Source organism: Nocardia sp. NPDC127526 (genome assembly GCF_042672265.1).
In the GTDB taxonomy this organism is placed as follows: domain Bacteria; phylum Actinomycetota; class Actinomycetes; order Mycobacteriales; family Mycobacteriaceae; genus Nocardia.
In genome coordinates this window covers 1-26,499 of sequence record NZ_JBHXVO010000015.1, presented here as the reverse complement: position 1 = coordinate 26,499, position 26,499 = coordinate 1, and the positions used below count along the sequence as shown (strand labels likewise).

Annotated in this window: 28 protein-coding genes; 15 read left to right on the top strand and 13 right to left on the bottom strand. The window is 68.5% G+C overall.

Annotated elements, in window-relative coordinates; translation table 11 throughout:
• Positions 1-84: 84 nt before the first annotated feature.
• From ACFVIV_RS23010 to ACFVIV_RS22990, 5 genes are read right to left on the bottom strand one after another with little or no spacing between them, the layout of a single operon-like run.
• Positions 85-1,335 (bottom strand): ABC transporter substrate-binding protein, encoded by a 1,251-nt coding sequence (locus ACFVIV_RS23010; protein WP_379199477.1) that lies wholly within the window; start codon positions 1,333-1,335, stop codon positions 85-87.
• Positions 1,325-2,293, bottom strand: a complete 969-nt coding sequence (locus ACFVIV_RS23005) for a branched-chain amino acid ABC transporter permease (protein ID WP_379199475.1) — start codon at positions 2,291-2,293, stop codon at positions 1,325-1,327. Before ACFVIV_RS23005 ends, ACFVIV_RS23010 begins: the two co-directional genes overlap by 11 nt.
• Complete coding sequence (locus tag ACFVIV_RS23000) at positions 2,290-3,171, bottom strand: branched-chain amino acid ABC transporter permease (RefSeq protein WP_379199473.1); 882 nt, start codon at positions 3,169-3,171, stop codon at positions 2,290-2,292. Before ACFVIV_RS23000 ends, ACFVIV_RS23005 begins: the two co-directional genes overlap by 4 nt.
• A 1-nt stretch (position 3,172) precedes the next feature.
• Positions 3,173-3,898, bottom strand: coding sequence for an ABC transporter ATP-binding protein (locus ACFVIV_RS22995; RefSeq protein ID WP_379199471.1), 726 nt, complete (start codon positions 3,896-3,898; stop codon positions 3,173-3,175).
• Positions 3,895-4,653: an ABC transporter ATP-binding protein gene (locus ACFVIV_RS22990; RefSeq protein ID WP_379199469.1), complete on the bottom strand. Its 759-nt coding sequence runs from the start codon at positions 4,651-4,653 to the stop codon at positions 3,895-3,897. Before ACFVIV_RS22990 ends, ACFVIV_RS22995 begins: the two co-directional genes overlap by 4 nt.
• A gap of 220 nt (positions 4,654-4,873) precedes the next feature.
• Between ACFVIV_RS22990 and ACFVIV_RS22985 the strand changes: the two genes are divergently transcribed.
• Together ACFVIV_RS22985 and ACFVIV_RS22980 are read left to right on the top strand one after the other, a co-directional pair.
• Entirely contained in the window at positions 4,874-6,154 is a 1,281-nt protein-coding gene (locus ACFVIV_RS22985; RefSeq protein ID WP_379199467.1) for a PucR family transcriptional regulator, read from the top strand.
• Positions 6,155-6,220: 66 nt separating this feature from the next.
• Positions 6,221-6,694, top strand: a complete 474-nt coding sequence (locus tag ACFVIV_RS22980; protein WP_379199465.1) for a hypothetical protein — start codon at positions 6,221-6,223, stop codon at positions 6,692-6,694.
• Positions 6,695-6,702: 8 nt separating this feature from the next.
• Here the strand turns inward: ACFVIV_RS22980 and ACFVIV_RS22975 are convergent, their stop codons facing one another.
• Complete coding sequence (locus ACFVIV_RS22975; protein WP_379199463.1) at positions 6,703-7,053, bottom strand: VOC family protein; 351 nt, start codon at positions 7,051-7,053, stop codon at positions 6,703-6,705.
• A 222-nt stretch (positions 7,054-7,275) separates the two neighbouring features.
• On the opposite strand from ACFVIV_RS22975, the gene ACFVIV_RS22970 reads away from it, so the two are divergent.
• Genes ACFVIV_RS22970 through ACFVIV_RS22960 form a run of 3 tightly spaced genes read left to right on the top strand, consistent with a single transcriptional unit; the run spans position 7,276 to position 9,816 of the window.
• A complete protein-coding gene (locus tag ACFVIV_RS22970) occupies positions 7,276-8,163 on the top strand; it encodes a metal ABC transporter substrate-binding protein (protein ID WP_379199461.1) in 888 nt (295 codons plus the stop codon).
• Positions 8,160-8,894 (top strand): metal ABC transporter ATP-binding protein, encoded by a 735-nt coding sequence (locus ACFVIV_RS22965; RefSeq protein WP_379199459.1) that lies wholly within the window; start codon positions 8,160-8,162, stop codon positions 8,892-8,894. Before ACFVIV_RS22970 ends, ACFVIV_RS22965 begins: the two co-directional genes overlap by 4 nt.
• A 37-nt stretch (positions 8,895-8,931) precedes the next feature.
• Positions 8,932-9,816, top strand: coding sequence for a metal ABC transporter permease (locus ACFVIV_RS22960; RefSeq protein ID WP_379199457.1), 885 nt, complete (start codon positions 8,932-8,934; stop codon positions 9,814-9,816).
• On the opposite strand, the gene ACFVIV_RS22955 is transcribed toward ACFVIV_RS22960, so the two are convergent.
• Positions 9,813-10,469, bottom strand: coding sequence for a TetR/AcrR family transcriptional regulator (locus tag ACFVIV_RS22955; RefSeq protein ID WP_379199455.1), 657 nt, complete (start codon positions 10,467-10,469; stop codon positions 9,813-9,815). The two genes, ACFVIV_RS22960 and ACFVIV_RS22955, sit on opposite strands and share 4 nt — an antisense overlap.
• Before the next feature lie 87 nt (positions 10,470-10,556).
• On the opposite strand from ACFVIV_RS22955, the gene ACFVIV_RS22950 reads away from it, so the two are divergent.
• Positions 10,557-11,003, top strand: a complete 447-nt coding sequence (locus ACFVIV_RS22950; RefSeq protein ID WP_379199453.1) for an ester cyclase — start codon at positions 10,557-10,559, stop codon at positions 11,001-11,003.
• A gap of 14 nt (positions 11,004-11,017) precedes the next feature.
• A complete protein-coding gene (locus tag ACFVIV_RS22945; protein ID WP_379199451.1) occupies positions 11,018-11,482 on the top strand; it encodes a DUF3237 domain-containing protein in 465 nt (154 codons plus the stop codon).
• 3 nt (positions 11,483-11,485) lie between these two features.
• Here the strand turns inward: ACFVIV_RS22945 and ACFVIV_RS22940 are convergent, their stop codons facing one another.
• Positions 11,486-12,145, bottom strand: coding sequence for a TetR/AcrR family transcriptional regulator (locus tag ACFVIV_RS22940; protein WP_379199449.1), 660 nt, complete (start codon positions 12,143-12,145; stop codon positions 11,486-11,488).
• 182 nt (positions 12,146-12,327) lie between these two features.
• On the opposite strand from ACFVIV_RS22940, the gene ACFVIV_RS22935 reads away from it, so the two are divergent.
• Positions 12,328-13,665: an MFS transporter gene (locus tag ACFVIV_RS22935; RefSeq protein WP_379199448.1), complete on the top strand. Its 1,338-nt coding sequence runs from the start codon at positions 12,328-12,330 to the stop codon at positions 13,663-13,665.
• Positions 13,666-13,691: 26 nt separating this feature from the next.
• Here the strand turns inward: ACFVIV_RS22935 and ACFVIV_RS22930 are convergent, their stop codons facing one another.
• Positions 13,692-14,342 carry a TetR/AcrR family transcriptional regulator gene (locus ACFVIV_RS22930; RefSeq protein ID WP_379199446.1) on the bottom strand — a complete coding sequence of 217 codons (651 nt, stop codon included), beginning with the start codon at positions 14,340-14,342 and terminating at the stop codon, positions 13,692-13,694.
• Positions 14,343-14,442: 100 nt separating this feature from the next.
• Here ACFVIV_RS22930 and ACFVIV_RS22925 point away from each other — a divergent pair, with 100 nt between their 5' ends.
• The 4 genes from ACFVIV_RS22925 to ACFVIV_RS22910 all read left to right on the top strand — a co-directional run bounded on the left by ACFVIV_RS22925 (position 14,443) and on the right by ACFVIV_RS22910 (position 17,967).
• Complete coding sequence (locus ACFVIV_RS22925; protein WP_379199444.1) at positions 14,443-15,147, top strand: SDR family NAD(P)-dependent oxidoreductase; 705 nt, start codon at positions 14,443-14,445, stop codon at positions 15,145-15,147.
• Between the two features lie 108 nt (positions 15,148-15,255).
• Positions 15,256-15,939 (top strand): VC0807 family protein, encoded by a 684-nt coding sequence (locus tag ACFVIV_RS22920; RefSeq protein WP_379199442.1) that lies wholly within the window; start codon positions 15,256-15,258, stop codon positions 15,937-15,939.
• 82 nt (positions 15,940-16,021) lie between these two features.
• Positions 16,022-16,513 carry a VOC family protein gene (locus ACFVIV_RS22915; protein WP_379199440.1) on the top strand — a complete coding sequence of 164 codons (492 nt, stop codon included), beginning with the start codon at positions 16,022-16,024 and terminating at the stop codon, positions 16,511-16,513.
• Positions 16,510-17,967 carry an FAD-binding protein gene (locus ACFVIV_RS22910; protein WP_379199438.1) on the top strand — a complete coding sequence of 486 codons (1,458 nt, stop codon included), beginning with the start codon at positions 16,510-16,512 and terminating at the stop codon, positions 17,965-17,967. Before ACFVIV_RS22915 ends, ACFVIV_RS22910 begins: the two co-directional genes overlap by 4 nt.
• Here the strand turns inward: ACFVIV_RS22910 and ACFVIV_RS22905 are convergent.
• A complete protein-coding gene (locus tag ACFVIV_RS22905; RefSeq protein WP_379199436.1) occupies positions 17,943-19,376 on the bottom strand; it encodes a DUF4132 domain-containing protein in 1,434 nt (477 codons plus the stop codon). The genes ACFVIV_RS22910 and ACFVIV_RS22905 overlap by 25 nt on opposite strands.
• 132 nt (positions 19,377-19,508) lie before the next feature.
• On the opposite strand from ACFVIV_RS22905, the gene ACFVIV_RS22900 reads away from it, so the two are divergent.
• Positions 19,509-21,641 carry a prolyl oligopeptidase family protein gene (locus ACFVIV_RS22900; protein ID WP_379199434.1) on the top strand — a complete coding sequence of 711 codons (2,133 nt, stop codon included), beginning with the start codon at positions 19,509-19,511 and terminating at the stop codon, positions 21,639-21,641.
• Here ACFVIV_RS22900 and ACFVIV_RS22895 read toward each other — a convergent pair.
• Both ACFVIV_RS22895 and ACFVIV_RS22890 read right to left on the bottom strand, forming a co-directional pair.
• Positions 21,638-22,267, bottom strand: a complete 630-nt coding sequence (locus tag ACFVIV_RS22895) for a TetR/AcrR family transcriptional regulator (RefSeq protein WP_379199432.1) — start codon at positions 22,265-22,267, stop codon at positions 21,638-21,640. The two genes, ACFVIV_RS22900 and ACFVIV_RS22895, sit on opposite strands and share 4 nt — an antisense overlap.
• 76 nt (positions 22,268-22,343) lie before the next feature.
• Entirely contained in the window at positions 22,344-22,946 is a 603-nt protein-coding gene (locus tag ACFVIV_RS22890) for a TetR/AcrR family transcriptional regulator (RefSeq protein ID WP_379199430.1), read from the bottom strand.
• Between the two features lie 159 nt (positions 22,947-23,105).
• Here ACFVIV_RS22890 and ACFVIV_RS22885 point away from each other — a divergent pair, with 159 nt between their 5' ends.
• Together ACFVIV_RS22885 and ACFVIV_RS22880 are read left to right on the top strand one after the other, a co-directional pair.
• Positions 23,106-24,506 carry an ABC transporter permease gene (locus ACFVIV_RS22885; RefSeq protein ID WP_379199428.1) on the top strand — a complete coding sequence of 467 codons (1,401 nt, stop codon included), beginning with the start codon at positions 23,106-23,108 and terminating at the stop codon, positions 24,504-24,506.
• A gap of 96 nt (positions 24,507-24,602) precedes the next feature.
• Positions 24,603-25,289, top strand: coding sequence for a GAF and ANTAR domain-containing protein (locus ACFVIV_RS22880; protein WP_379199426.1), 687 nt, complete (start codon positions 24,603-24,605; stop codon positions 25,287-25,289).
• 6 nt (positions 25,290-25,295) lie between these two features.
• Here ACFVIV_RS22880 and ACFVIV_RS22875 read toward each other — a convergent pair.
• On the bottom strand, positions 25,296-26,499 hold a 1,204-nt coding region (locus ACFVIV_RS22875; protein ID WP_379199424.1), incomplete at its 5' end, for an MFS transporter.

Sequence of the window (26,499 nt, the reverse complement as noted above, 5' to 3'; positions counted from 1 at the left end):
TCGGGGCAGGAGTCAGGGGGCCTTCGTGCCGTTGGCCGGGGCCGGCAAGGTGTTCGGCGTCCGGCGGCAACGCTGGGGAGGGGGTTATTTGCCGGTGTCGATGACGGCGCCGACGTGGGACCAGCGGTCGTTCTGGAAACGCTGGATCTGCACCGCCTCCATCGGGAAGGCGTCGCCCTTCCCGGTTTTCAGCGTGATGCCGGGCAGCAGGGTGTCGATGCTGATGCCGGACAGTGAGCGCGCCGCATCGCGAAGTCCTTCGCGGGTGGGGCATTTCGCGGCCTCGAGGGTCTTGCGGAAGCTGTCCGCGGCGGCCCAGCCGATCAGGGTGTAGTTATTGGTGGGATCCGCACCGGGCGCGTACTTGCCCAGCTTCTCCTTGTACAGCTTGATGGCCGGATCCTCGGCCAGCCCCGGATCGGCCGCGTCCTTGGTGAACGCGCCCGACACCACGCCCTGCACGTTCTCGAAGCCGACCGGCTTCAGCACGCTCACCGAATTGGCCACCATGGACACGATGTGCAGCGGATTCCAGTCCGGATTGCGGGCGTCACCGGCCAGAGCCTGGGAGGCGAACTTGGGCGTCGAGAAGTTCAGCAGCACATCGGCATTGGCATTGGCCAGATTGCGCAGCTGCGGATCGACGGTGGGATCGGTGACCTCGTAACTCTGTTCGGCCACCACCGAGACGCCGCTGCCTTTCACGGCCTCGGTGAAGCTGTCGCGCAGATCCTTTCCGAAGTCGTCGTTCTGGAACAGCACCGCCACGGTGGCATTGGGCTTCTCCTTCTTCACGTACTCCGCGAACGCCCGCCCCTCGGCCCGATAGCTCGGCTGCCAGCCGATGGTCCAGGGATGATCGGTATCCGAACCCCACTTGGTCGCACCGCCCAGCACGAAGACCTGCGGCACCTGCCGCTGGTTCAGGTAGTCCCAGACCGCCGAGGACGTGGAGGTGCCGAGGGTCGGGAAGATGGCGAACACCTGATCCTGTTCGGCCAGCCGCCGCACCTCCTCCACGGTCTTGGGCGGCTGGTAGCCGTCGTCGCGCACCAGATATTCGACTGTGCGGCCATTGATTCCGCCCTGTTCGGCATTGAGGTAGTCGAAGTAGGCCCGGGCGCCCTTGGGAATCTCCCCGAAGGCGGAGGCCGGCCCGGACAGCGGATACACCCCGCCCAGCTTGATGCTCGTATCGGTGATGCCGACGGTCTGCTGACCCTTGCAGTCGCCCTGGGCGACGGAGTCGCCGCTCTCGCCGCGCCCGCCGCAGGCGGTGGCCGCGAGCAGCACGGCCGCCGCGGCTCCGATGACGCGAATGGCCTTAGTGCGCATTGGTTTTCCCTTTCCGAACGAAACTTCCGATCCACTCCGCCGATCGGGTGGCGAGCCCGGCCAATCCGGTCGGCGCGAGGTACATGACGGCAATGAGCAGCAGCCCGAACACCACGCCGGGCGCGGCCTGATTGACGTCCTGGGCGAGGCTGGGGACGTACATGACGAAGAAGCCGCCCAGCAGCGGTCCCCACAGCGAGCCGAGCCCGCCCACCACCAGTCCCGCCAGCAGCGTGATGGACAGCCCGGTGGCGAAGGAATCCGGTGAGACATAGGCGATCACCCAGGTGTAGACGCACCCGGCCATGCCCGCGAACATCGCGCTCCAGGCGAAGGCGAGGGTCTTGTACTGCGCGGGCCGCACGCCCATGACCTCCGCCGCGGTCTCATGATCGCGAATGGCGTTGAGCGCCCGTCCGACTCGCGACCGCAGCACGCCCGCGACGAACAGAAAGCTCACCACCGCGACGCCCAGCGCCAGGAAATACAGCCACTGATCCTCGGCCAGCCCCGTCCATTCCGGCGCCTCCGGCTTCGGCACCGTCAGCCCCATGGACCCGCCGGTCAGCGATTCGAAGCGTTTGAGCAGCGGCACCAGGAAGATGGCGATGGCGAGGGTGACCAGCGCCAGATACAGCCCCCGCAACCGCAGCGCCGGAATCCCCAGCGCCAGACCGAGCACGAAGGTCAGCCCGGCCGCCACGGGCAGGGTCGCGATGTGCGGTGCGTCCCAGCGATCCAGCATGACCGCGGTGGCGTACGCGCCGACCGCGAGGAAGGCCCCGTGCCCGAGCGAGATCTGACCCGTCTGTCCCACAAGCAGATTCATGCCGAGCAGCGCGACGGCGTACACCAGCGCCATGGACAGCTGGAAGGTGTGGAACGGCGAGAGCTGGAACGGCGCGTAGCAGGCCAGCGCCAGCAGCGCGGCAATGGCGATCGAATGCCGGTGGTTCATACCCGCTCCACCACCGCTCGCCCGAACAGCCCCTGCGGCCGCAGCAGCAGCACGCCGAGAATGATCACCAGCGGCACGCCGATCTTGAGCTCGGTGCCGATGACGTCCACGTAAGCGCCGGTGAGGGTTTCGGCGACGCCGACAATGAGCCCACCGGCCACCGCGCCGCCCGGACTGTCGAAGCCACCCAGGGTGGCCGCGGCGAAGGCGTAGATGAGAACCCCTCCCATCATGTTGGGTTCGAGGAACAGCACGGGCGCCGACAGCACCCCGGACACCGCGCCCACCAGCGCGGACAGACCCCAGCCGAGCGCCAGCACCAGCCCGACGCGAATCCCGGAGAGCCGGGCCGATACCGGATTGCTCGCCACCGCCCGCATGGCCAGGCCGATCTTGGTGTAGCGGAACAGCAGATAGATGAACGCCATCACCAGGGCGACGACCACGATCACGCCGAGGCTGCCGTATCCGGCGGTGACGCCACCGGCCCGTAATGCCCCGTCCGGGAACGGATTCGGGAAGGACTTCACCTGATACGACCAGATCCAGCCGGCCGCCGCGTTGACGAAGAAGTAGAGGCCGACGGTGACGATCACCAGGGTGAGTTCGGGTGCGCCTTCGACCGGGCGGATCACCACCCGCTCGATGAGCATGCCCCCGAGGAACGACACCGCGAGCGCCACGATGAGGGCCTGCCAGAACGGCATTCCCGCCTCGACGCACTGCCAGGCCAGGAAGGCCGAGAACATGGCCAGCTCGCCCTGCGCGAAATTGACGATCCCGGTGAACCGGTAGATGAGCACCATGGCCAGCGCCAGCCCGGCGTAAATCGCCCCGGCACTGAGCCCTTCGATGATCTGTTGCAGTAGCCCGGCCACATCACACCCGATATCCGAGGTAGGACCGCGCCACCTGCTCGTCCGCGCGGATCTGAGCCGCGGTGCCGGACAAGACGATCCGGCCGCTCTCGATCACATGGGCGTGATGGGCGACTTCCAGCGCCAGGTGCGCATTCTGTTCGACGACTATCACGGTGGTGCGCTCCTCGGCATTGATGGTGTGCACGATCTGGAAGAGCTCCTGGGTGACCAGGGGCGAGAGTCCCAGCGACGGTTCGTCGAGCAGCAGCAGCCGGGGCCGCAGCATGAGCGCGCGGCCGATGGCCAGCATCTGCTGCTGCCCGCCGGACAGCCCGCCCGCGGGTTCGCGCAACTTGTCCCGCAGGATGGGGAAGAAGTCGAAGACCCGAGCCAGATCGGCCTCGACGCGGGTGCGATCGCGCTGGGTGTAGGCTCCGACGCGCAGGTTCTCCTCGACGGTCAAGGCGGTGAAGGTGCCCCGGCCCTCAGGCACGTGGGCGACGCCCAGCCGCGCCACGGATTCGGGTGCGCGACCGGTGATCTCGGTGCCATCGAGGCGAATCTCGCCGCGCGCCTTCACCATTCCGCACAGTGCCCACAGCAGCGTGGTCTTGCCCGCCCCATTGGGCCCCAGAATGGCGCACACCTCACCCCGGCGCACCCCGAAGTCCACGCCGTGCAGCACCCGCGCGCCGCCGTAACCGGCATGCAGATCGTCGATGGTCAGGAATTGCGGCTCGCTCATGCGGCGCTCCCCAGATAGGCCGCCACCACGGCCGGATCGCGTTGTACCGCTTCGGGTTCGCCATCGGCGATCACCCGCCCGAACTCCAGGCAGATCACGCGATCACAGGTGTTCATGACGAAACCCATGTGGTGTTCGACCACGATCACGGTCAGATCGAAGTCCGAGCGCAGCGCCCGCAGCCGATCCGCGAACTCGTCGACCTCGCCGTGGCTGAGGCCGTTGACCGGTTCGTCGAGCAGCAGCAGCCGGGGCCGCACCGCCAGCGCCCGCGCCAATTCGATGCGCTTGAGCGTGCCGAAGGGCAGCCCGGCGGCCGGGCGATCGGCCACATCGGCCAGATCGAGCCGCCGCAGCAGCTCGTCGGCCTCCGCCCGCAACCCCGCTTCCGCGCGGCGCACTCCGGGCAGCCGCAGACCCGTGGACAGGAATCCGCCCCGCGCCCGATGATGCGCCCCGACCAGCACGTTGTCGCGTACCGACAAGCGTTGGAAGAGCCCGAGATTCTGGAAGGTCCGGGCGATCCCGAGACCGGCGAGGGCATACGGCGGCTGTGCCAGCAGTGACGCGCCCTCGTAGGCGAGCGTCCCGGCATCGGGCGTATAGCGCCGCGTCAGGCAGTTGAACAGCGTGGTCTTGCCCGCGCCGTTGGGCCCGATGAGCCCGACCATGGCGCCGGCCGCCACACCGAAGCCGACATCCTGCAGCGCGGTGATCCCGCCGAAGCGGAGCGTCAATTGGGAGATTTCGAGCATGCGTCCTCCGGCCCGCCGCAACCGGCGAGCTGAGATCGGTACGGTCCGCGAGCCGCGGCTCCGACCGGAGGGATAGAACTCGCTCAGCGTAAAGTCGCAGGTCAGCCCGCACATTGGACGCGAAGGACCAACTTGGCGGGCGGCATTTGTCTCCCGTGGACATGGTCGGCGGGCGCGCTCGCGTTGACACGCCGGGGCCGACGTGGATTAATCCCGTCCCATGTATGCCGGATCACAATCGGCCGCGATCGCGAATCACTCCGAGAGCGTCCTGGCGGCGCGCACCCGCATCGTGAGCCGGCTCTTCGACCAGGTGAACGACATGGCCGATATCGGCGTCTCGGCCATCATGGGTCAGATTCCCGCCTATGCCGCACGCGACGAGTCCTTCTACGCCGATGTGCACGATCAGCTCGCCCAGCTGTGCCGGGCCGGGCTCGGGGCGCTGCTGGAGGACCGCAAGGTCACCGCCGGCGACTTCGCCCACATCCGGCGGGCGGCGGCGCGGCGCGCACGGGCGGGGCTCACGCTCATGGACTACATCAATGCCTTCCGGCTGGGGCAGCAGGCGCTGTGGAAGTCATTGATGAACTACGCCGGCGACTCCGAGGACGATCGCGAGGCGGCGCTGTCGATGGTGGTGCCGCTCAACAGGTATTGCGATCTGATCAGCACCCAGGCCGCCAATGCCTACCTGGAATTCCAGCAGTACCAGTCCGAAAACGGTACGGGCAGCCGCGAATTGCTGGACGCCCTGCTCGGCGGCACGCTGCCCGATCGCGGCCCGCAGCTGTCGCTGGCGCACGGGTTCGGCCTCGGCGTCGAACCGGACGCGCCGATGGTGGTGGTCACGGCCGCGGTGCTCGATATGCACGGAACAGATACCGACGCAATGCATCTCACCTCGGCAGCACTGGCGCGGATCGGCGTGAACGGCCTGCGCACCCTGGCCGGATCGCATCATTCCGAGGTGGTCGCGATTCCCGCGCTCGGCCGCCACGGCAGCACCGATGACCTGTGCGAGAGGTTGCGCGCCACCCGGGAGAAACTGCTGGCGGCCGGAATCCGGCTCGCGATCGGCGTCAGCCCGGTGGTGCACCGCATAGCCGATCTGCCACGGGCACACCAGGAATCGCGGTCCGCGCTGGATCTGCTGCCCGAGGACGGCGGCGTCATGTCGCTGCCGCATCTCACGCCCTTCCGCTATCTCATGCTGCGCGCCGACGACACCGCCCGCCACCTCGTCGATCCGCGCATCGCCGCCCTGTTGTCCGAGGACGGCTCGCGCGGCGGCGTCCTGGCCGCCACCATTCGCGCCTTCGCCGCGGCCGATATGAACCTGCGCGAGGCCGCCGACGCCCTGTGCATCCATCACAACACCGCGAAATACCGGCTCGGCCGGATCCAGGAGATGACCGGCCGGAACCCGCGCGGCATCAGCGATCTCATCGATCTGCTGGTGGCGATCGAACTGCACGGGAATCGCAGCGCGCGGCGGTGATCGGTAGCGTTCGCGCCGTCGGTGACGATGAAGCGGGAAGATCATTAACCGACGCAAGGGGTTCGCATGTCCTACCGGCAGCTCGGCAAGATATCCGCCATCACCACCGTCGCGATCGCAGCGCTCATCGGCGCGAGCACACCCGCCGCCGCCTCGAACTACATCCCCGTCAGCCTGCCGCTGACCACCACCGGAGCGCACGGCCTCGGCTGCTCCGGTGACGTCTGGGCCGAGGGCAATGTCTACCCCGACGGCGACGTCCCCGGCACCGTCATCCTGCAGCTGAAGGGCTGGCTGAAGGTCCTCGGCGTCCCCGCGCCGTGGTGCTCGGTCACCGCCATCGTCGACTGGCACAACAACGACACCGGCGCCTCCGGCTCGGACTCGGTCTTCCTCGGCAGCGGCAATGGCTTCCCGTTCTGGTGGGGCGGCCCGCAATTGGGCAACCTCCGCATTGTCACCGGGCCCGGCCAGGTGACCTTCACGCTGCAGACCGATCTGCCGCACAGCCCGAGCGTCACGACCTTCGCCGTGTACTGACGGCCCGCTCAGGGCTTGGTTTTGTCGGTGTAGAGGCTGAGCTGATTGCCGTCCGGATCGGCGAATTCGAAGAAGTCGATCAAGCCCTCGACCTCGACGATCTCACCGAGGGTGAGGCCGAGGGCGGTCAATCGCTCGTGCTCGGCGGCGACATCCGGCACTTCCAGCCGGAACACCCACGGCCCGCCGCCCCGCTCGACCTCCATGAGCTGGAGCCAGGCACCGCACACCACGTATTCGGCCACGCCGGGGACCGGTTCGAGGTCGGGGGCGGGCAGTTCGAAGACGCGCTCGTACCACTGGCGGGCCGCGGCCAGGTCGGTGACCGGCACGCCCACTGTCACGCTGGTCGGTTTCATCTCGGTGTCCTTTCAACAGGGGCTACGACTACTCCTACTCGTTCCGACGTACGGGAAGCCCGGAGTTCGACAGCGGGAGCGAACGGGATCGGAAAGGATCGGCCCGATGTGGGGTTTCCGACATCGAACTTGAAAGTTCGGGACACCGAACATTAATCTTGGTTGATGAAGGTTTGGCTCCACCGTTTGCCCGTTCGTTTTGTGCGTCGCTCGATCGGGGCAATGGTGGTGGGCATGCTGGCCTTCGCCGCGACCGCGTGCGGCAGTGCCGGGAGCGGCGGCGACGGGAAGCCGACGGTATTGACCACGTTCACCGTGCTGGCCGATATCGCCCGGAACGTGGCGGGCGATCATCTGACCGTCGAGTCGATTACCAAGGCGGGCGCGGAGATTCACGGCTACGAGCCGACGCCGGGCGATATCAAGAAGGCGTCGAAGGCCGATCTGATCCTGGACAACGGGCTGAACCTGGAGGCGTGGTTCGCCCAGTTCCTGTCCGATGTGAAGGTGGATCACGTCGTGGTCAGCGAGGGCGTCGCGCCGATCAATATCGGCGAGGACGCCTATCAGGGCAAACCCAATCCGCACGCGTGGATGTCGCCGCTGAACGTGCAGATCTACGTGGACAATATGGTGCGCGCCTTCGGTGAGCTCGCCCCCGAACACGCCGCCGACTTCAAGGCCAATGGCGAGAAGTACAAGGCCGAACTGGGCGCGGTGCAGACCGAGCTGGTGAACAAGCTCAGCGCGCTGCCGGCCAATCAGCGGGCGCTGGTGACCTGCGAGGGCGCGTTCTCGTACCTGGCTCGCGATGCCGGCCTGACCGAGAAGTACATCTGGGCGGTGAATGCCGAACAGCAGGCCACGCCGCAGCAGATCGCCTCCGCCATCGACTTCGTCAAGCGGAACCAGGTGCCCGCGGTGTTCTGCGAATCCACCGTCTCGGATGCGCCTATGCAGCGCGTGGTCGAAGCCTCCGGCGCGGCGTACGGCGGTGTGCTGTACGTGGATTCGCTCTCCGAGGCCGACGGGCCGGTGCCGACGTACCTGGATCTCATTCGCCACGACGCCAAGACCATCGGCGCGGCTTTGACGGGACAGCGGTCATGAGCGCACCGGCCATCGAGGTCAGCGGCGTGAGCGTCCGCTACGGCGACGTCCTCGCGCTCGAAAACGTCGACATGTCACTGGATTCCGGCCGCGTCTGCGGTTTGATCGGCATGAACGGCTCGGGCAAGTCGACCCTGTTCAAGACGATCATGGGCCTGGTCGAACCCGGTCGCGGCACCGTCCGGATCAATGGCGGCACACCGAAATCCGCGCGCCGGGCGGGCATTCTGGGCTATGTACCGCAGGCCGAGGACGTGGACTGGACCTTCCCGCTCTCGGTGCGCGATGTGGTGATGACCGGCCGCTACGGCCACATGGGCTGGACTCGCCGCCCGCGCAAGGCCGATCGGGACGCGGTGGAGCACGCACTCGAACGCGTGGAGCTGACCGAACTGGCGGACCGGCAGATCGGGCAGCTGTCCGGCGGTCAGAAGAAGCGCGCCTTCGTGGCCCGCGGCCTGGCGCAGGGCGCCACCGTCCTGCTGCTCGACGAGCCGTTCGCCGGCGTCGACAAGCGTTCGGAGGCCACGATCACCATGCTGCTGCGCGAGCTGGCCGCCGACGGCGCGACGATTCTGGTGTCGACGCACGATCTGCACGCCCTGCCCGGACTGGCCGATGAGGCGGTGCTGCTCATGCAAACCGTTCTCGCCCACGGCGATCCGGACGAGGTGCTGCTACCCGAGAACCTGGCCCGGGCCTTCGGCCTGGATGTGCTGAACCGGGTCTGAGCCCGGCCGAGTTGGACAGCGAGTACGAGACAGTCAGATGAGCGTCACCGAAATCTTCATCGATCCACTGCGTTACGAGTTCATGGTGCGGGCGCTGGCCACCACCGTGACCGCGGCCGTCGTCTGCGCGGTGCTGTCCTGCTGGCTGGTGCTCATCGGCTGGTCGCTCATGGGCGACGCGGTCTCGCACGCGGTGCTGCCGGGCGTGGTGCTGGCCTACATTCTGGGTGTGCCATTCGCGGTGGGCGCCATCGTCTTCGGGTTCCTGGCGGTCGCGCTGATCGGCATCGTCCGCGACACCAGCCGCATCAAGGAGGATGCCGCCATCGGCATCGTCTTCACCACGCTGTTCGCCTTCGGCCTGGTGCTGGTCTCGGTGACGCCCAGCCAAACCGACCTCAACCACATTGTTTTCGGCAATCTGCTCGGCGTGAGCCGCGGGGAACTCGTGCAGATCGTGATCCTGGCCGCGGTCACTCTCGCGGTGCTCGTGCTGAAGCGCCGCGACTTCACCCTGTACGCCTTCGATCAGACGCACGCGCACGCCATCGGGCTCAATCCGCGGCTGCTCGGCACCGCCCTGCTCGGGCTGCTGGCGCTGACCGCCGTGGTCGCCCTGCAGGCGGTCGGCGTGGTGCTCGTGGTCGCCATGCTCATCATTCCGGGCTCGACCGCGTACCTGCTCACCGACCGTTTCGGCCGCATGCTGGTGATCGCCCCCGTCGTCTCCGTGGCGTGCGCGGTGACGGGCCTCTACATCAGCTATCACCTCGATACGGCGCCCGGCGGCATGGTCGTCGTGGTGCAGGGCGTGGTCTTCACCCTCGTCTACCTGTTCGCGCCGCGGCAGGGCGTCATCGGCCGCCGGCTCGCCGCCGCCCGGCACCGCCGCGCCGAGACCGCCGCGGCCCTCGCCGGTTAATCCACCCCGGACATCCGCAGGATCGCAATGGCCGCGGCGCAAATGTCCGGCCCCAGCGCGGGCAGGTCCTCGGGCCCGGAGGCAATGAGCTGCTGGCGAATTCGATCGTCGATCCCGCCGATGAGGAACGCCAGCATCCCCTCGGCGGGTTCACCGCTGAGCTCGCCCTGTTCGACGCCCACCCGATGCGCCCCGCGCATGCGGTCGACGAACACCCCGTTCATCCGCGCCCGGAAATGCGCGATCTCCCCGCCGGCGGCGACCGCCTCGAGATGCAGTGCGCGCGCCACATCGGGCTCGGCCGCGAGCAATTCGAGATAGACGGTCAGCGACCGCCGCACCAGCCGCCGCCAATCGAGCCGGTCGGCCGGCTCCAGCGCCTCGTCGAGATGATGCTGGGCGACCGCGACGCCGCCCTCCAGCCCGGCGAGGAAGCACTCCTCCTTGCTCCGGAACAGTTCGTAGAACGTGCGTTTCGACACCTGCGCCCGCTTGGTGATGTCCGCGATGGTGGTCGGCTGATATCCGGCCGCGGCCACCGTCTGCAAGGCGGCCAGCGCCAGCCGCCCCCGTTGCGAGGCGAGCACTTCCTCACGGCTCAATGCGCTGGGACCCGGCCGTAGTCGCTGGGTGACCGGTGGATCGAGTTGCACCGCTTCACTGTATCGAGATTGTGGCGCCGGATTTGCCCGATCACTTCGACCATCGACAAAACATACGGCCGACCGTATAGTTGGGCCATGGATGACGGGCGAATGTTCGGGCTCGCACAGCGGCTCGCAGAGGTGAAGAGCAAGCAGGACGCGGCGGCGGCCGCGCGGCTCTTTCATCCCGAGATGGTCTTGGAGACACCGGCTTTCGGATCCGTCGTGCGCGGGCTCGCGGCGAACGAGGCGGCGCTGCGCTGGTTCTTCGCGGTGTTTCCCGACTACCGGGTCGACCTGGCCGGGCACGCGACCGACGGCGAGACGCTGGTGTGCTGGGGCGCCGCGCGAATGACCATGACGGGCAATGGATTCGGAGTGACGCCCAATGGCCGGACCGCCGAGCTGCCGGTCTTCATCCAGTTCACCTTCGCGGACGACCTGATCGCGAGTGAGCGGTTCTTTTTCGATCTGTCCGAACTGTGCGACCAATCGGGGATCTCCACCGACGCGGTTCGGCGAATGCTGTTCGGAGGCAAATGATCATGGATACCCGAGTGCGCGCTGTCGCGGCCATCGAGACCAGGCAGCTGTTCGATGTGGTCGTGGATCTGGAGCCGCCCTTGGCCACCGGCGGCGGGCGGGTGCTCTTCCGCGCCGGCGGCGGCTCGTTCGCAGGTCCCAAGCTGCGCGGAGAGGTGGTGCCCGGCGGCGGGGATTGGGCGACATTCCGGCCCGACGGCAGCATGACCCTCGATGTGCGGCTCACGCTGCGGACCGAGGACGGGGCCCTGGTGCAGATGACCTACGGCGGGCGGTGGGTCATGCCGGAGGAGGTGCGGGCGGAGATCGGCGATCCGGCCACCCGGCACCTCGTCGACCCGGCGCGCTACTACTTCCGGACCGCGCCCCTGTTCGAAACCGGTGCGCGGGACTACCTTTGGCTCAACGACATCGTCTGCGTCGGCACCGGATATCCGGTGGAGGGCGGAATCGCCTACCGGGTCTGCGAGGTGGTGTAGCCCCTACCGCGGGGGAGCGAGCAGGGTGTCGAGGGCCCGGCGAGCCCTGCCGACCGCGTCCGGATCGTCCAGGCGCAGTGCGATATTGGTGGCGGTCAGGACGGCGGCCAGCTGGAAGGCGGCGAGATCCGGGTCCAGCGGGGCGATCTCGCCGCTCGCAACCGCGGTGCGCAATTCGGCGGCCAGGACCGCGAGCCAATTCCGATGCTGCTGCGCCAGGGCATCGCGGACCGCGCCCGGGCGGCTGTCGAATTCGGCGAGGTTGGCCGACCAGAAGCAGCCGCCGGGCAGCAGCGGTTCGGAGGCGTAGGCGAGCCAGCGCTCCACCACGGCGCGCAGGCGCGCCGCGCCCGCGGGCTCCGGGGCGGCCGGGCGGATGACGGCGTCGACGAAGACCGTGAGCGCCTCGTCGACGGTGGCCAGTTGCAGTTGTTCCTTGGTGCGGAACAGGGTTTGGATGCCCGCCTTGCTGATGCCCAGATCGTCGGCGAGCCGGCCGAAGCTCAGGCCGTAGAGGCCCTCGGCGGAGGCGATGTCGACGGCGTGGCGGGTGACGGCCTTGCGGGAGCGCGCCCCGCGGCGCAGGCGACGGTCGGCGATGTCCTCCGGATCGGCCGCATCGGATTCGCCGTCCGGGAACCGCTCGGCGGCTGCGCTAACCATACGACCGATCGTATGCCAATGCGGCCGTTCGCGGTATCTGCCCGGATGTCGTCTCGTCATCGAATGCCGCCGCACTGCGTGTCAGTGGCGGGCCGGGGGCGGCGATCCGGGTAGGTTCGCGGTTTGCCGATTACTAGCTCTGAATGTTCCGAATGGTCGAGGGGTCGGCCGAGGAGGGCGATATGAGCACCACCGTCATCGACGAGGCACCCTTCACCGGCTTCCACAAACGGCTCGCCCTCGCCTGTTCCGGCGGGCCGCTGCTGGACGGCTACATCCTCAGCATTGTCGGCACCGCGCTCATCGGCATGACCGCCGAGCTGAATCTGACCACCGCCGATACCCAGTGGATCGGCGCCGCGGCGCTGGTCGGAATGTTCGTCGGCGGCGCGCTGTTCGGGGTGCTCACCGACAAGATCGGCCGCGAGGTCATGTACACCGCCGATCTGGTGGTCATGGCGGTGTGCTCGATCCTGTCGTTCTGGGCCGAATCGGTCTGGATCATTGTGATCCTGCGCTTCGTGCTCGGCATGGCCGTGGCCGCCGACTATCCGATCGCCACCTCGTTGCTGGGGGAGTGGCTGCCGCTCAAGCAGCGCGGCAAGCTGCTCGGTTTCCAGATCGTGGCCTGGTACGCCGGATCGGTGCTCGCCTATGTGGTCGGCTATCTGTTCCTCACCTTCGGGGGCAATGGCAGCTGGCGCTGGCAGCTGGCCAGCGGCGCGGTGCTGTGCGCGTTCTTCCTCATCGTCCGCCAGTCCACCGCCCCGGAATCGCCGCGCTGGCTGGCCCAGCACGGCAAGGCCGAGAAGGCCGCGCACCTGGTGGAGAAGTTCCTGCACGTGAAGGTGACCCCGGCCTCGCTCATCGAATCCGGCGAGGAATCGCATCCGGCGCAACACGGTTCGCTGCGCGAGCTGTTCCGTCCGAAGTACCGCAAGCGCACCATCTTCTGCAGCGGCTTCTTCCTGTGCCAGGTGGCGGTGCTGTTCGCCATGCTGACCTTCGGCCCGCAGATCCTGGCCTCCTTCGGCATGCCCGAGGGCACCTGGATGGACACCCTCGGCACCGCCATCATCAGCATGGTCTTCCTCATCGGCTGTCTGCCCGCCATGCGCTTGATCGACACCGTCGGCCGCCGCCCCACCATCATCTGGTGCTTCGGCCTGATGATCATTCCGGTGCTGTTCATCGGCATCTGGCCGGCCATGCCCGCCATGCTGGCCTTCGTCATGCTGTGCCTGTACGCGTTCTTCTGCGGCGGGCCCAATGTGCTGGACTGGACCTACCCGAACGAGTTGTTCCCCACCCACATTCGCGCCACCGCCGTCGGTTTCGCCACCTCCATCAGCCGCGTCGGCGCGGCCCTGGGCACCTACCTGCTGCCGTGGTCGCTGGACAATCTCGGCATGGGGCCGACTTTCCTGTATGCCGCCGCGCTGACCGCGGTCGGCTTCGGGATCTGTGTGTGGGGCGCGCCGGAGACCAAGGGCAACACCCTGGAAGAGGCCGCGGCGTAATCGCTACGGGGACAGTGCCATCGCTGCTACTGCGACAGTGCCATCGCTGCGCGCACCTGGTCCGGATCGAGCGGGACGCCGGGCAGGGGATGGGCCGCGCCGCTGCGCAGTCCATCGAGGAGGATCCCCAGATGCCGCCGCCAGGCGTCGGGCGCCGCGACCCGGATCCCTTCGGTGGCACGCACTCCCGACCACAGCAGCAGCCCGATATCGGTGACGTCCACATCGGCCCGCAGCGCACCACTGTCCTGTGCGCGGCGCACCAGCCGATGGAACAGCTCGTGGCCGCGCGCCTTCGTCTGCTCGATGGGGGAGTCGGCCGGCAGGGACCGCACGCAGATATCGGTGAAACCCCGGTCCCCGGCTTGCGATTCGGCCAGCCACAGCAGATGCGTGACCAGCCCGGTCCACGGATCCGGTTCGCGCAGTGCGGCTTCCGCCCGCGCGACGGACTCGGCCACCACATCGTGCAGGGCCGCGTCGATGAGCGCGTCCCGGGTCGGGAAGTGGTTGTAGAGCGTTCCGATGCTGACTCCGGCCGCGCGGGCGATACCGGCCAGCGAGGCCTCCAGCCCTTCGGCGCGGAAACGTTCCCGGGCCGCGGTCAGCACCCGGTCCCGGTTGTCCCGTGCGTCGCGGCGGCGCGGGCGCGGGGCGGTCTCGGTGTGTGCGGCCATGCGTCGATCCTAACAACTTGAGAGCCCCCTCGATTTCGCGCTAAGTTGAGAGAGCACTCAAGTTGAGTGGGTTCTCGAGTTAGTCCCGAAAGGACATGTCATGCCGCATCTCGCCGTCTTCGGAGCCGGTCCCGCCCTCGGTCTCTCCGCCGCCCGCCGCTTCGGCGAGGCCGGGTATTCGGTCACCCTCATCGGGCGCAATGCCGCCACGCTGGACGACCTCCGCACCGGTCTGACCTCGGGCGGCGTGGTGGCCGACGTGCTCACCGCCGACCTCGCCGAGACCGATCAGGTCGCTGCCGCCCTGCGCGAACTCGACGCCCGGCACGGCACCCCCGATGTCGTCGTCTACAGCCCCGGCGATGTCAGCCGGCTGCCTGTGAACGTGCTGGTCCTGGATGCAGAGACCCTGCGCACCTGGCTGCCGCTACACCTGCTGACGCCCGTCCAGCTGCTGCACGAACTCATCCCCGCCATGGCCGAACGCGGCCACGGCGCGGTCGTTTTCGGGCACGGCGCCTCCATCCGGCATCCGATGCCGGATCTGGCCAGCGTCAGCGTCCCGCAGGCCGGACTGGTGAACTACCTGCACGCCGTCGACGCGCAGGTGCGGTCGCGGGGCGTGCGGGTCGGCAGCCTCCAGATCGGCCGCTTGATCGACGGCAGCGCGGCGGCCGCACTGCTGGATTCCGGGCACTTCGACAGCGTGGACGCCGGGCGGATCGTGCGCGTGGATCCGGATGAGCTGGCCGAGCAGGTTTTCGAGATGGCGACCACCGATACCGCCGTCGAACGCGCCGCCTGAGCATGACAACTGTCATGCCCGAGAGGTGATGGTTGGCAGATCCGGCGAGGTCGGGACATCCGTAGCGTCATTTTCCGTAGCGCACAGTCGAATTGCAGGAGCCCGGAAATGAACGACACAGTCACCGCCGCGAATACCGTTGCCGGATCCGCCACTCCGCCGCCCGTTCGTCCGCCGCTGCTACGGCTGCTGGCCCCGATCGTCCGCGATCTCGCCGTCCCGGTCGCCGCCTACTTCCTGTTGCAGGCACTGGGCTACTCCGACTTCGTGGCGCTGCTGCTGGGTGCGGTCTGCTCGGCGCTGATCGTTCTCGTCGAGGCCATCCGCGCCCGCCGCATCGACCCGCTCGCGGCAATCGTGCTGGGCGGCTTCGTCATCGGCCTGATCGGATCCATGATCAGCGGCGATGCGCGGACGCTCATCATTCGCGACTCCTTCGGCACGGCCGCGGTCGGCCTCGCCTTCCTCGTCAGCGCCGTGATTTCCCGGCCGCTGACCTACGCCGCGGCGCGCAAGTTCCTGGCCACCACCGATCCGGCGCACCTGCCGGCCATGGAGGAGGCCTACCGCACCGTCGCGTCGGTGTCCCGCACCCACATCCGGCTGTCCGTCATGTGGGGCGCCGGGCTCCTGGGTGAGGCCGTGCTGCGCATCGTGCTGGCCTATCGGCTGCCGGTTTCCACCATGGCCTGGCTGTCCAGCGTGCTGATGGTGGCGACTATGGGCATCTTGATGGCCGTCAATATCCGGACCGTCAAGAAGTTGCGGCAGCAGAACCCCGCCACCGATTAAGCGGATGTGATTAACTCCGAGCAGAGGGGAGGGCGCGGGCCGGAAACGGTCCGCGCCCCTTCGGTCGTCGAGTGGAGTTGCGATGAGCGTGGCCGGTGGACCCGTCACCCAGATCGCCTGGGTGGTGGCCGATGTGGGCTCGGCCGAGACGTATCTGGGCGCGACCATGGGCGCGGGTGCGTGGACCCGGATGCCGGAGGTGCACTTCGGGCCCGAAACCTGCACCTACAGAGGCCAACCGGCGGATTTCACGGCGCACATCTCGCTGGCCTACCAAGGTGATACGCAGCTCGAACTGATTCAGCCGGTGCGGGGGACCTCGATCTATACCGAGTTCCTGGAGCGCAGCGGCCCCGGGCTGCATCACCTCTGCCTGGAGCCCGCGGATTTCGACGCGGCGCTGAAAGACGCTGCGGCGCAGGGGATCGAGATCGTGCAGCAGGGAGATATGGGCGGGCAGATGCGGTTCGCCTACCTCGACGGCGCGGCCGCGGGCGTGCCGTTCCTCGAACTCGCCGAGATCGGCCCGAATATGCGGATGTTCTTTGACCAGATCAAGAAGGGCGCACGATGAGCGACCAGATTCCGGCACTCGTCGCGGCCGAGTCGGTGACCGCGTGGGACGGCGAATTCGATGTGGTGGTCGCGGGTTTCGGCATTGCCGGCGGCTGCGCGGCCGTGGAGGCGGCCGCACGGGGCGCCCGCGTCCTGGTGCTGGAGAAGGCCGCGGTGGCGGGCGGCACCACGGCCCTCGCGGGCGGGCACTTCTATCTCGGCGGCGGAACCGCGGTGCAACGGGCGACCGGGCACGAGGATTCGGCCGAGGAGATGTACCGGTATCTCGTCGCGGTGGCGCGGGAACCGGAGCACGACAAGATCCGCGCCTACTGCGATGGCAGCGTGGAACATTTCGGCTGGCTGGAGGGGCTCGGCTTCGAATTCGAGCGCAGCTACTACCCGGAGAAGGCGGTCATCCAGCCCGGTACCCAGGGGCTGATGTACACCGGCAACGAAAAGGTCTGGCCCTACCGGGAATCCGCGATTCCGGCCCCGCGCGGGCACAAGGTGCCGGTGCCCGGGGACACCCGGGGCGCGGCGCTGGTGATCGAACTGCTGGTGAAACGGGCGGCGGCGCTCGGCGTCGAGGTGCGCTACGAGACCGGGGTGACCAACCTCGTCGCCGATGCTTCCGGGCAAGTGGCGGGTGTCGCCTGGCGCATGCCCGGGAAAACCGGTGCGGTGCGGGCGAAATCGGTGGTGCTGGCGGCCGGCGGGTTCGTCATGAACGCGGAGATGGTCGCCGCGCACGTGCCGTGGCTGGCGGAGAAGCCGTTCGTGCTCGGCACCACCAATGACGACGGGCTCGGTATCCGGCTCGGCCTCTCGGCCGGCGCCGCGACGCGGAATATGGAGCAGGCCTTCGTGACCGCGCCGGTCTACCCGCCGTCGGGCCTGCTGACGGGGATCATCGTGAATCGCGACGGCCGCCGATTCGTCGCCGAGGACTCCTATCACGCGCGCACCTCGGCCTTCGTCCTCGAACAGCCCGGTGCGGCGGCCTATTTGATCGTCGACTCGGCGCACATGGAAAGCCCGGCCATCCCGCTCGCCCCCTTCATCGACGGCTGGGAGACCGTCGAGGAGATGGCCGCCGCGCTCGGAATTCCGAGCGCGGCACTGCGATCCACCCTCGACGGCTACAACGCCGATGCCGCCCGCGGCGAGGATCCGGACTTCCACAAGAGCGCGGAATGGCTGGAACCCCAGGACCAGGGGCCCTGGGGGGCGTTCGACCTGACGCTCGGCAAGGCGCTCTACGCAGGCTTCACGCTGGGCGGTCTGCGCACCTCCGTCGACGGAGAAGTGCTGCGCGACAACGGCTCACCCATCCCCGGCCTGTACGCGGCGGGCGCGACGGCGGCCACCCTCGCCCAGGACGGCAAGGGTTACGCCAGCGGCACCCAGCTCGGCGCGGGCTCGTTCTTCGGCCGCCGCGCCGGTCGTCACGCCGCCAGCCGCTCCAGCTGACGGAGCAGCTCGGAGGCGGCGAGGGCGTCCAGGACGCCGAAGCGGCTGCTGTTGATCCGCACGGAGACGATGTGCTGCTCCTCCGCCTCGTAGTGGTAGCCGCCCCGCAGGCCGGGGTCCAGCGTGATGCGCACGCGCGTCAGGACCCCGAACGGCCGGCTGATATCTCCGTAGGACAGCTCCCAGCCGCGCTGCCGCAGCCCGTAGAGCCTGCGGGTGGGCACGGTCCGATCCGCGAAGCGCGCCAGCTCGTCCGCGGCCGCCTCGGCGGGGGTGAACCGGTACACCCCGCGGTCCAGCTGTTCGAACGGTTGCAGCAGTTCGTAATCGGAGAACACCTGCTGCCACCGCGTAACCGCATCACCGAGGTGCAGCGGATGCGCCACGCCGACCAGCGCGTCCTCGGGCAGCTCGAACGGTTCGTCGGCGGTGTCGGCGAGGGTGCCGTCGGCGTCGATCCGGAACGATCCGGTCGCCGTGCCGTCGGCGTCGAAGACCGCCCAGACCAGCCGCCGCGCCAGCTGCCCCAGCACCGGATGCTCGACGACCAGGGTGCGATGCGCGCTCGCCCGCCACCGGCGGCCGTCCAGCATGGCCGACTCGAAACGCCGGACCTGCTCGGCGGTCACGGTTTTCAGCTCCTTCGCCAGGTCGCGGAAGGAACGATAGGCCGCGGGCGCCAGCTCCGGGTCGTCGGCCGCGGCCGGCTTGGGCAGCGTGCGCAGCCGAGTGCCCTCGGTACTGACCCTGGGGCGTAGTTCGTGATCCAGCCCGATATCGAATTGCCGCCGGCCATAGTTCACCGTCGCGGTGCCCGCCGCCGAGAGACCGAAACTCGGGACGATCCGATCGGCCAGCTCCTCATCGCTCAGGTTCAGCGCGCGGGCGATCTCCTCGACCTTCTCCCGCGCCCTGGTGCGCAATCCCTCGAAGCGAGAACTCTCGGCAATGGAGTGCAGATGCATGAGCGCGATATCGCCGCCGATCGCCGCCAGCACGTTCAATCCCGCCGCGGCCCGTGCGCTCGCGGATTTGCCCGGCCAGGCGGTAATGAAGGGCACCAGCCGCCGCACGGTCTCGTCATCGCCGGTCCGCGCCAGGGAATCCAGCACCCAACCGCACTTGGCGGGATATCCACCCGCCCCCCAGGCTTCGAAGATCGCCCAGGTGAAATCGGCCAGCGACGCGGGGTCGGTCGCCGCGGCGACTTCGGTGAGACCGGGATGATCGGCGTCCGGCGCGGCGGTCATCAATACGGCGATCACCCGGGCGGCGGCCGAATCGGGCAGCGTCGTGCCACTGTCCCGCCGCCGGATCCGCGGCAGCTGATCGGTAACCAGCCAGCGCGGCAGCCGCGGCGACTTCGCCCGCGGCCCGGCGGGCGGCAGCCACTCGTCCTCGCTCGTCATATCGGCCTCTCCGGGATTGATACCGGCCCGATCTTGCCCGTTTCCACCGACAATTTCGTCGGACGCCCGCGCTATGGTGCTTACGTCGCCTCGTTCGAGGCGCGGCCGCATGCACATTCGAGGGGGAATGCCATGGGTGGGGTACGCATCGAGAGGGCTCGGCGCGGTGCGGTGGTGGCCGCGGTGCTCTTGCTCATCGCGGCCTGTGGCAGTTCCAGTGGCGCCACGGATCCGTACCTGTGGTTGGAGGACTGGGACAGTCCGCGGGTGCGGTCCTGGGTGGCGGCGGAGAACGCCCGGACCCTCGGGGTGTTGGAACAGGACCCGCGGCATGCCGGGAATCTGGCCCAGGCCATCGAGCTCGGCAAGGCGCCCGATCGACTGCCCGAACCGGTGTTCCAGGGCGGGATGGTCGGCAACTTCTGGCGGGACGCCGAGCACGAACGCGGTATCTGGCGCGAGACCACCATCGCCGATTACGAGACGCCACAGCCGAATTGGAGCACGCTGCTGGATCTGGACGCGCTCGCGCGCGCCGAGAACCGCAATTGGGTGTGGAAGGGGTCGAGTTGCTCGCCGGTCACCCGCACCCGGTGCCTGGTGTTCCTGTCCGAGGGCGGCGAGGACGCGGTCACGGTCCGCGAATTCGACCGGGCCGCCCGGGAATTCGTGGCCGGCGGGTTCGAGCTGGAACGGGGGAAGCAGTTCGTCTCCTGGACCGACGATGACGCGCTGCTGGTCTCGCGGGAATGGGTGGCGGGGGAGAAGACCGCCTCCGGGTACCCCTATGTCGTCAAACGCTGGGAGCGCGGGAAATCGCTCGCGCAGGCGGTCGAGGTGCTGCGCGGCGATCCGGCCGACGGCCTGGCCACCGAACCGGTGCTGCTCGACGGCGGCAAGAAGCGGCTGCTCAATCTCGTTGTCCGCCATCCTTCTTTCTACGAGGCGGAGTTCGATCTGGTCACGGGCGCCCGGACGGTGCGGCTGGCGCTGCCGCCCGAAGCCGATATCGAGGGCATCCTCGGCGATCGGGTGCTGGTCTCGCTGCGACAGGACTGGACGACCGACGGCACCACCTTCGCCTCCGGATCACTGGTCTCGCTGGACGCCGACGAAATGATCTCGACCCCGGATCGATTGCGGGCCACCGTCGTGTACGCCCCCGGTCCGCGGGAGACCCTGCAGAGCGTGCTCACCACCCGCGATCGGCTGATCGTGACCTCGCTCTACGACGTGCGCGGGCGCGCCGCCGTCTACACCCCCGAGCCCGGCGGCGGCTGGTCCGCCGCGCCGATTCCGCTGCCGGACAATGCGACCGTCAGCGCCGTCGACGCCGACGGCCGCGGCACTAGCGCCTACCTCTCGGTGACCTCGTTCCTCACCCCGACCGCGCTGTGGCGCATCGATACCGCCGACGGCCGCCTGGACATGGTGAAAGCCGAGCCGGCGCAATTCGATTCGTCCCGTTTCGTGGTGGATCAGCTGAAGGCCGCCTCCCCGGACGGCACGCAGGTGCCGTATTTCGTCGTCCGTGCCGCCGGTATGCCCTACGACGGAACCAATCCGACCATCCTCTACGGATACGGCGGTTTCAATGCCGCCGTCACGCCCAGCTACGACGGGCTGCTGGGCAGATTGTGGCTGGAACGCGGCGGCGTCTACGTCATCGCCAATATCCGCGGCGGCGGCGAGTACGGCCCGGCCTGGCACGAGGCGGCGCTGAAGACCAACCGGCAGCGCGCCTTCGACGATTTCGTGGCCGTCGCCGGTGACCTCATCATCCGCAATATCACCACGCCGCGGCATCTCGGCATTCAAGGCGGCTCCAATGGCGGCCTGCTGGTGGGCGTGGCCATGACCCAGCAACCGGCGCTGTGGAATGCCGTGGACATCCAGGTGCCGCTGCTGGACATGGTGCGTTACGAGCAGATCGCCGCGGGGGCGTCCTGGGTGGGCGAGTACGGTTCGGCGGAGCATCCCGAGGAGCGCGGATTCCTCGAATCCATTTCGCCGTACGCGCAATTGAAGGACGGCGTGCGGTATCCGGAGGCGTTCGTCTGGACCACCACCAAGGACGACCGCGTCGGCCCGCAGCATGCGCGCAAGTTCGCCGCCAAGCTATCCGGCCTGGGCAACCCCTACCTCTTCTACGAGGCCACCCAGGGCGGGCACGGTGCGGGCGCGAATATCGACGAGGAGGCGCACACCGCGGCGCTGGAGTACACCTACTTCATGCGCCAGCTGGTGCCGGAGCAGCCGCGCTAGTCCCGCACGATCAGCGAAACCGCAATGGGGACGAGCACTTCCACCAGATCGCTGACCGGCGGCCGCGGATCCGAGAGCAGCCACTCGTGGGCGAGGCCGTTGATGGCGCCGATGAGCGCGCTGCCCGCCAGCTCCGGATTCATCCGGGTGCGCGCACCCGGCCCGGCCAGCGGCCCCAGGGCGGCCTGGATGATGGCGACCCAGATGTGCCGCCGGGCCCGGCGGTGTTCCTCCATGCGCTCGCTGACGCCGACCACCTCGACGAAGGCGACCTTGGCGCGGTGCGGATCGGAGCCGACCGAGCCCAGGTAGGCGGTCATGGCCCGGGTCACCTGCTCGGCGATATCGGGATCGGGCGGCAGCTCGGTGAGGGCCTGCGCCAGTGCGGCCCCGGCCTCGTCCTGGATTCGGTCGTAGGCGGCGACCAGCACGTCCTCGCGGGTGCTGAACTCCTCGTAGAACTGCCGTTTGGACAGCCCCGCGGCGGCGCACACATCGGCCAGGGCGCAGTTGGCGTAGCCGCGTTCACCGAAGATCCGGATGGCGGCGTCCAGGAAGCGCTGGCGGCGTTCGGCTTTCCGCTCGGTGACGGCGCGCCCGCCGTATTGTCTGCCGGTAATTGTCATTGCCTGCCAGTAATCGTCATTGTCCGCCGCTGGTGGTGATGGTTTCTTCTCAACGGTAGTCGGATCCGCCGCCGGCTCAGTGCCGGGGACGCAAACCGTCCAGCATGTAGGTCACGGCGTCCTCGAAGCGGCTCTCGATCTCCGCCTCCGACAGCAGTCCGGATCCGGCGAAGGACGCCAGGCCGTGCAGGGTGGCCAGGGCCGACAGGCAGATATTGCGGGGATTTCCGGCGACCACCTCACCGCGCTCCTGGCCGTCGACGATCATGCCGATCGGCGCGGCCAGGGTCCGGTTCACGGCCGCTTCCATGGCGGGCGACGGACTGTGCCTGCGCGCGAACATCACTCCCACCAGGGCCGGATTGTCGATGGCGAACCGCAGGTAGGCGCGCGCCATGCCGGTCATCCGGTCCAGGAATGTGCCGGTGGCGGCCGCCTTTTCAATGATCCCGGCGAGCCGTTCGAAGCCGGACACCGCCAGCGCGTCCAGTAGCGCCTGCTTGTCCCGGAAGTGCCGGCTCGGCGCGGCGTGCGAGACGCCGGTATCGCGGGCCAGTTGCCGCAGCGACAGCCCGTCCACCCCGGAGCGGCGCAGGGTCGCCTCGGCGCTGCGCAGTAGTTCGGCCCGCAGATCGCCGTGGTGATAGGAGCGCGAACCGGCGCGGCGTGCGATGGACATGGTGAGTGCAGGATATCGGACACACTTTGAATGTTGGCGTTGACTACTTTGTAGTCGGTGCCTACATTGGCGAAGGCTATGACGAACGAGAGCGTGTCCGCACCGAAAGACGGTGCACCCCTAGGCGAGAAGGGCAGTGCAGCAGTGGACGATGCAACCGTGGCCGACACGGTGACCACCGAAAAGGCCGAGACGGTCGCCGCGGACAAGGCCGAGACGGTCACCGCCGAGCGGGCTGAGACGGCCGCCGAGCAGGTCGAGACGGTCGCCAATCCGCACGGTGGCCGGGTGCCGCTGCGCGGGTGGGTCGCGCCGATCCTCGTGCTCACGGTGCTGGCGGCGCTCATGGGCACCATGTACCTGGGCTTCACCGCCGATCCGGACAGCAATCTGCACGATTTCCCGGTCGCGCTGGTCAATCAGGACGACGGCGATGTGCTCGACGGCAAGCAGGTGAACATCGGCGACCAGATCGCCGAGGCGATGGCCGCGCAGGTGCCCGCCGACAAGGTCGACCTGCGCCTGCTCGGCATGTCCGAGGCGCACCGGCAGCTGCAGAACGGTCAGATCTACGGCGCCATCGTGATTCCCAGCGATTTCTCCAAACGCCTGTCGATCCTGGGCGCGTCCGCGGTGGTGCCGGGCGAGGTGGAGCGGCCGGTCATCAATGTGCACACCAATCCGCGCGCCGGCACCTATGCCTCGACGATCATGCAGCGCATCAGCAATCGCGCCCTTGCCGAGGTGGACACCACCGTCGGCACGCAGCTCACCGAGCAGGTGCGGGCGAAGCTGGGATCCACCCAGCTCAGCGGCGCGGCGCGGTTGCAGCTGGCGCAGCCGATCGACATCGCGGTCAGCCCCTATCACCCGCTGCCGGCGGGTACCGGCCAGGGCCTGTCGGCCTTCTTCTACACCCTGGTCCTGCTGTTCTCCGGATTCAGCTGCGCGCTCATCATTCACGCCATGGTCGACAATGTGCTCGGCTACGTGCCCGCCGAATACGGGCCCTGGTATCGGCATCTGGCCCCGGCGCCGATCAGCCGGTGGCGCACGCTGCTGGTGAAATGGGCGATGGCGGTGGTGACCGCACCGCTGGTGTCCGGCGTCTTCCTCGGCGTGGGGACGCTGCTGGACATGTCGATCGAGCATCCGCTGCCGCTGTTCCTCTACGGCACGCTCGCCATCGCGGCGGTCTCGGTGACCGGCCTGTCGGTGCTGGCGGCCTTCGGCACCATCGGCCTGATCGTGAACATGATCGTGTTCGTGGTGCTGGGCCTGCCGTCCTCCTCGGGCAGCATCCCCATCGAGGCCACGCCCCGCTGGATCGCGAATATGGCGACCTTCGAACCCATGCACCAGATGTACCTCGCGGTGCGCGCGCTGCTGTTCTTCGACGGGAATCTGGCGGCGGGACTGGGCACCGGCGTCTGGATGACGGTGCTGGGCCTGGGCCTGGGCCTGCTGCTGGGCGCGATCGCCACGCACACCTACGACCTGCGCGGACTGTACCGCCTCGGTGTATCGCACCGGCCGGTGAAATCCCCCGTGACGGCGTGACTTTCGGCCCTGTTCGTTGTGCGGTTGTGACGTGATAATGGCCCGGGGCACCGAATAACACATCGCGGCGCGACGATGGTTGGGGCGGTTCGTTCGATGGCTTCTTCGCAGTTCGACCAAGTGACAGAGCAGTTCCTGCACGCGGTGCACGCCGCCGGCGGCGGGCTGCCGGCGGTGTGCGCGGCATGCGTGCGGGTACTGCCGGTACGCCGCGCCGCCATCCTGCTCGACGAGCACGACGCCGGCATACAACCCTGGTGTGCCAGTGACGATTCGGCGCGCCGGGTGGAGACCGCGCAGGCCACCGCGGGCGAGGGCCCGGCGGTCTCCGCGGTGCACGAGGGCCTTCCGGTGCTGGTCACCGATCTGACCGCGGAGTGCGAGGATTGGCCGGGCTTCGCCGAAGCCCTCTCGGGCACACCGATATCCGGCTCGCTGCTGGCGGTGCCGTTGCGGCTGGGCGATATCCGCATCGGCGCGGTGGATCTGTATCGCGAGGCCATCGGGCGGCCCGGTCCGGGATTCACCTCGGCCGCCCTGCATGTCGCCGATCTGGTCACGGCCAGTCTGGTGCTGGCCGCCGGCGATGTGACCAAGCAGTGGGCGCAGCCGGTGACCAGCCGGTGGATCCATCAGGCGGCGGGCCTGACCAGCGCCCAGCTCGGCATCGAACTCGTCGACGCCTACGCCCGGCTGCGCGGATACGCCTTCACGCACGGGCTTTCGCTGGTGGAGGTGGCGCACCGGGTGGTGGATCGCCGGGTTCGCATCGAACCCGAATAACCGGATTCAGTGCGCGGAGGTGGCGGTGAAGCCGCGCGGCACCAGGATGACGGTGAGCACCGTGACCGCGGCGACCAGCCCCGCCGAGATCCACGAGGTGGTGGTGAGCGCGGCATCGTAGGCGTGCTGGGCGATGCGGAGGATCTGCGCGCCGGTGTCGCCGCCCAGCTCGTGCGCCAGATGCGCTGCGCCGCCGACCGATCCGCGCGCGGTGTCGAGCTGTTCGCCCTGCAGCGGCAGATCGGTCATGTGGGAGGTGAACAGCCGGCCGTGGATGCTGCCCAGCAGCGCCACCCCGAGGCCGATGCCGAGTTCGTAATTGGTTTCCTCCACCGCGCCCGCCTGTCCGGCGCGTTCCGGCGGCACCGCGGCCACCAGCACCGCGGCGGCGGTGGTGATTGCGATGCCGTCGCCGATGCCCAGGCAGACCAGGATGAACGCCACCAGCGGATAGGTGGTGGTCGGAATGGCGGCCAGCACCAGGAAACCCAGTGCCAGCGCGCCCAATCCGAAGGCCATCAGCAGCCGCACCCCCACCCGCCGCAGCAGCCACGGCGTGGACAGCGAACCCAGCAGGGTGGCGATGGCGGCGGGCACGGTGCGCAGCCCGGCCTCCGACGGCGTGTAGCCGTGAATGTATTGCAGCCACAACGAGATCAGGAACAGCGCCGCGCCGATGGCGAGCATGGCCATGAGGGTGGCGAGCGCGGCGGCGGTGAAGGCGCGATTGCGGAACAGCCGCACATCCAGCAGCGGATCGGCCGAGCGCAGCTGCCGGTAGGCGAACAGCCCGAGCAGCAGGATGGCCGCGAGCAGGATCACCAGGTCGAGCGGCGCCGGATCGCCCTTGGCCACATGCTTGATGCCCCAGGCCAGCGCCACGATGCCCAGCACCGACAGCACCGCGCTGAACCAGTCGAGGCTGCCGTGCGACGGGGCCAGATATTCCGGCAGCAGCCACAGCCCCGCCACCACGGTCACCACCACCACGGGCACGTTCAGCCAGAAGGCGGCCGACCATCCGAACTGCTGCACCAGCACACCGCCGACCAGCGGGCCGACCGCGGCGCCGGCGCCGGCGACCGAGGCCCAGATGCCGATGGCCAGGGTGCGCTCGCGGTCGTCGGTGAAGATATTGCGGATGAGCGAGAGCGTGGACGGCATCACCATGGCCCCGCCCACGCCGAGCAGCGCGCGCCCGGCAATGAGC

Bases quoted from the DNA above. Each gene is read 5' to 3' on its own strand.
- ACFVIV_RS23010 (WP_379199477.1), bottom strand. From the start codon at position 1,335: ATGCGCACTAAGGCCATTCGCGTCATCGGAGCCGCGGCGGCCGTGCTG.
- ACFVIV_RS23005 (WP_379199475.1), bottom strand. From the start codon at position 2,293: ATGAACCACCGGCATTCGATCGCCATTGCCGCGCTGCTGGCGCTGGCC.
- ACFVIV_RS22995 (WP_379199471.1), bottom strand. From the start codon at position 3,898: ATGAGCGAGCCGCAATTCCTGACCATCGACGATCTGCATGCCGGTTAC.
- ACFVIV_RS22990 (WP_379199469.1), bottom strand. From the start codon at position 4,653: ATGCTCGAAATCTCCCAATTGACGCTCCGCTTCGGCGGGATCACCGCG.
- ACFVIV_RS22985 (WP_379199467.1), top strand. From the start codon at position 4,874: ATGTATGCCGGATCACAATCGGCCGCGATCGCGAATCACTCCGAGAGC.
- ACFVIV_RS22980 (WP_379199465.1), top strand. From the start codon at position 6,221: ATGTCCTACCGGCAGCTCGGCAAGATATCCGCCATCACCACCGTCGCG.
- ACFVIV_RS22975 (WP_379199463.1), bottom strand. From the start codon at position 7,053: ATGAAACCGACCAGCGTGACAGTGGGCGTGCCGGTCACCGACCTGGCC.
- ACFVIV_RS22970 (WP_379199461.1), top strand. From the start codon at position 7,276: ATGGTGGTGGGCATGCTGGCCTTCGCCGCGACCGCGTGCGGCAGTGCC.
- ACFVIV_RS22965 (WP_379199459.1), top strand. From the start codon at position 8,160: ATGAGCGCACCGGCCATCGAGGTCAGCGGCGTGAGCGTCCGCTACGGC.
- ACFVIV_RS22960 (WP_379199457.1), top strand. From the start codon at position 8,932: ATGAGCGTCACCGAAATCTTCATCGATCCACTGCGTTACGAGTTCATG.
- ACFVIV_RS22950 (WP_379199453.1), top strand. From the start codon at position 10,557: ATGGATGACGGGCGAATGTTCGGGCTCGCACAGCGGCTCGCAGAGGTG.
- ACFVIV_RS22940 (WP_379199449.1), bottom strand. From the start codon at position 12,145: ATGGTTAGCGCAGCCGCCGAGCGGTTCCCGGACGGCGAATCCGATGCG.
- ACFVIV_RS22935 (WP_379199448.1), top strand. From the start codon at position 12,328: ATGAGCACCACCGTCATCGACGAGGCACCCTTCACCGGCTTCCACAAA.
- ACFVIV_RS22930 (WP_379199446.1), bottom strand. From the start codon at position 14,342: ATGGCCGCACACACCGAGACCGCCCCGCGCCCGCGCCGCCGCGACGCA.
- ACFVIV_RS22925 (WP_379199444.1), top strand. From the start codon at position 14,443: ATGCCGCATCTCGCCGTCTTCGGAGCCGGTCCCGCCCTCGGTCTCTCC.
- ACFVIV_RS22920 (WP_379199442.1), top strand. From the start codon at position 15,256: ATGAACGACACAGTCACCGCCGCGAATACCGTTGCCGGATCCGCCACT.
- ACFVIV_RS22915 (WP_379199440.1), top strand. From the start codon at position 16,022: ATGAGCGTGGCCGGTGGACCCGTCACCCAGATCGCCTGGGTGGTGGCC.
- ACFVIV_RS22910 (WP_379199438.1), top strand. From the start codon at position 16,510: ATGAGCGACCAGATTCCGGCACTCGTCGCGGCCGAGTCGGTGACCGCG.
- ACFVIV_RS22905 (WP_379199436.1), bottom strand. From the start codon at position 19,376: ATGACGAGCGAGGACGAGTGGCTGCCGCCCGCCGGGCCGCGGGCGAAG.
- ACFVIV_RS22900 (WP_379199434.1), top strand. From the start codon at position 19,509: ATGGGTGGGGTACGCATCGAGAGGGCTCGGCGCGGTGCGGTGGTGGCC.
- ACFVIV_RS22895 (WP_379199432.1), bottom strand. From the start codon at position 22,267: ATGACAATTACCGGCAGACAATACGGCGGGCGCGCCGTCACCGAGCGG.
- ACFVIV_RS22890 (WP_379199430.1), bottom strand. From the start codon at position 22,946: ATGTCCATCGCACGCCGCGCCGGTTCGCGCTCCTATCACCACGGCGAT.
- ACFVIV_RS22880 (WP_379199426.1), top strand. From the start codon at position 24,603: ATGGCTTCTTCGCAGTTCGACCAAGTGACAGAGCAGTTCCTGCACGCG.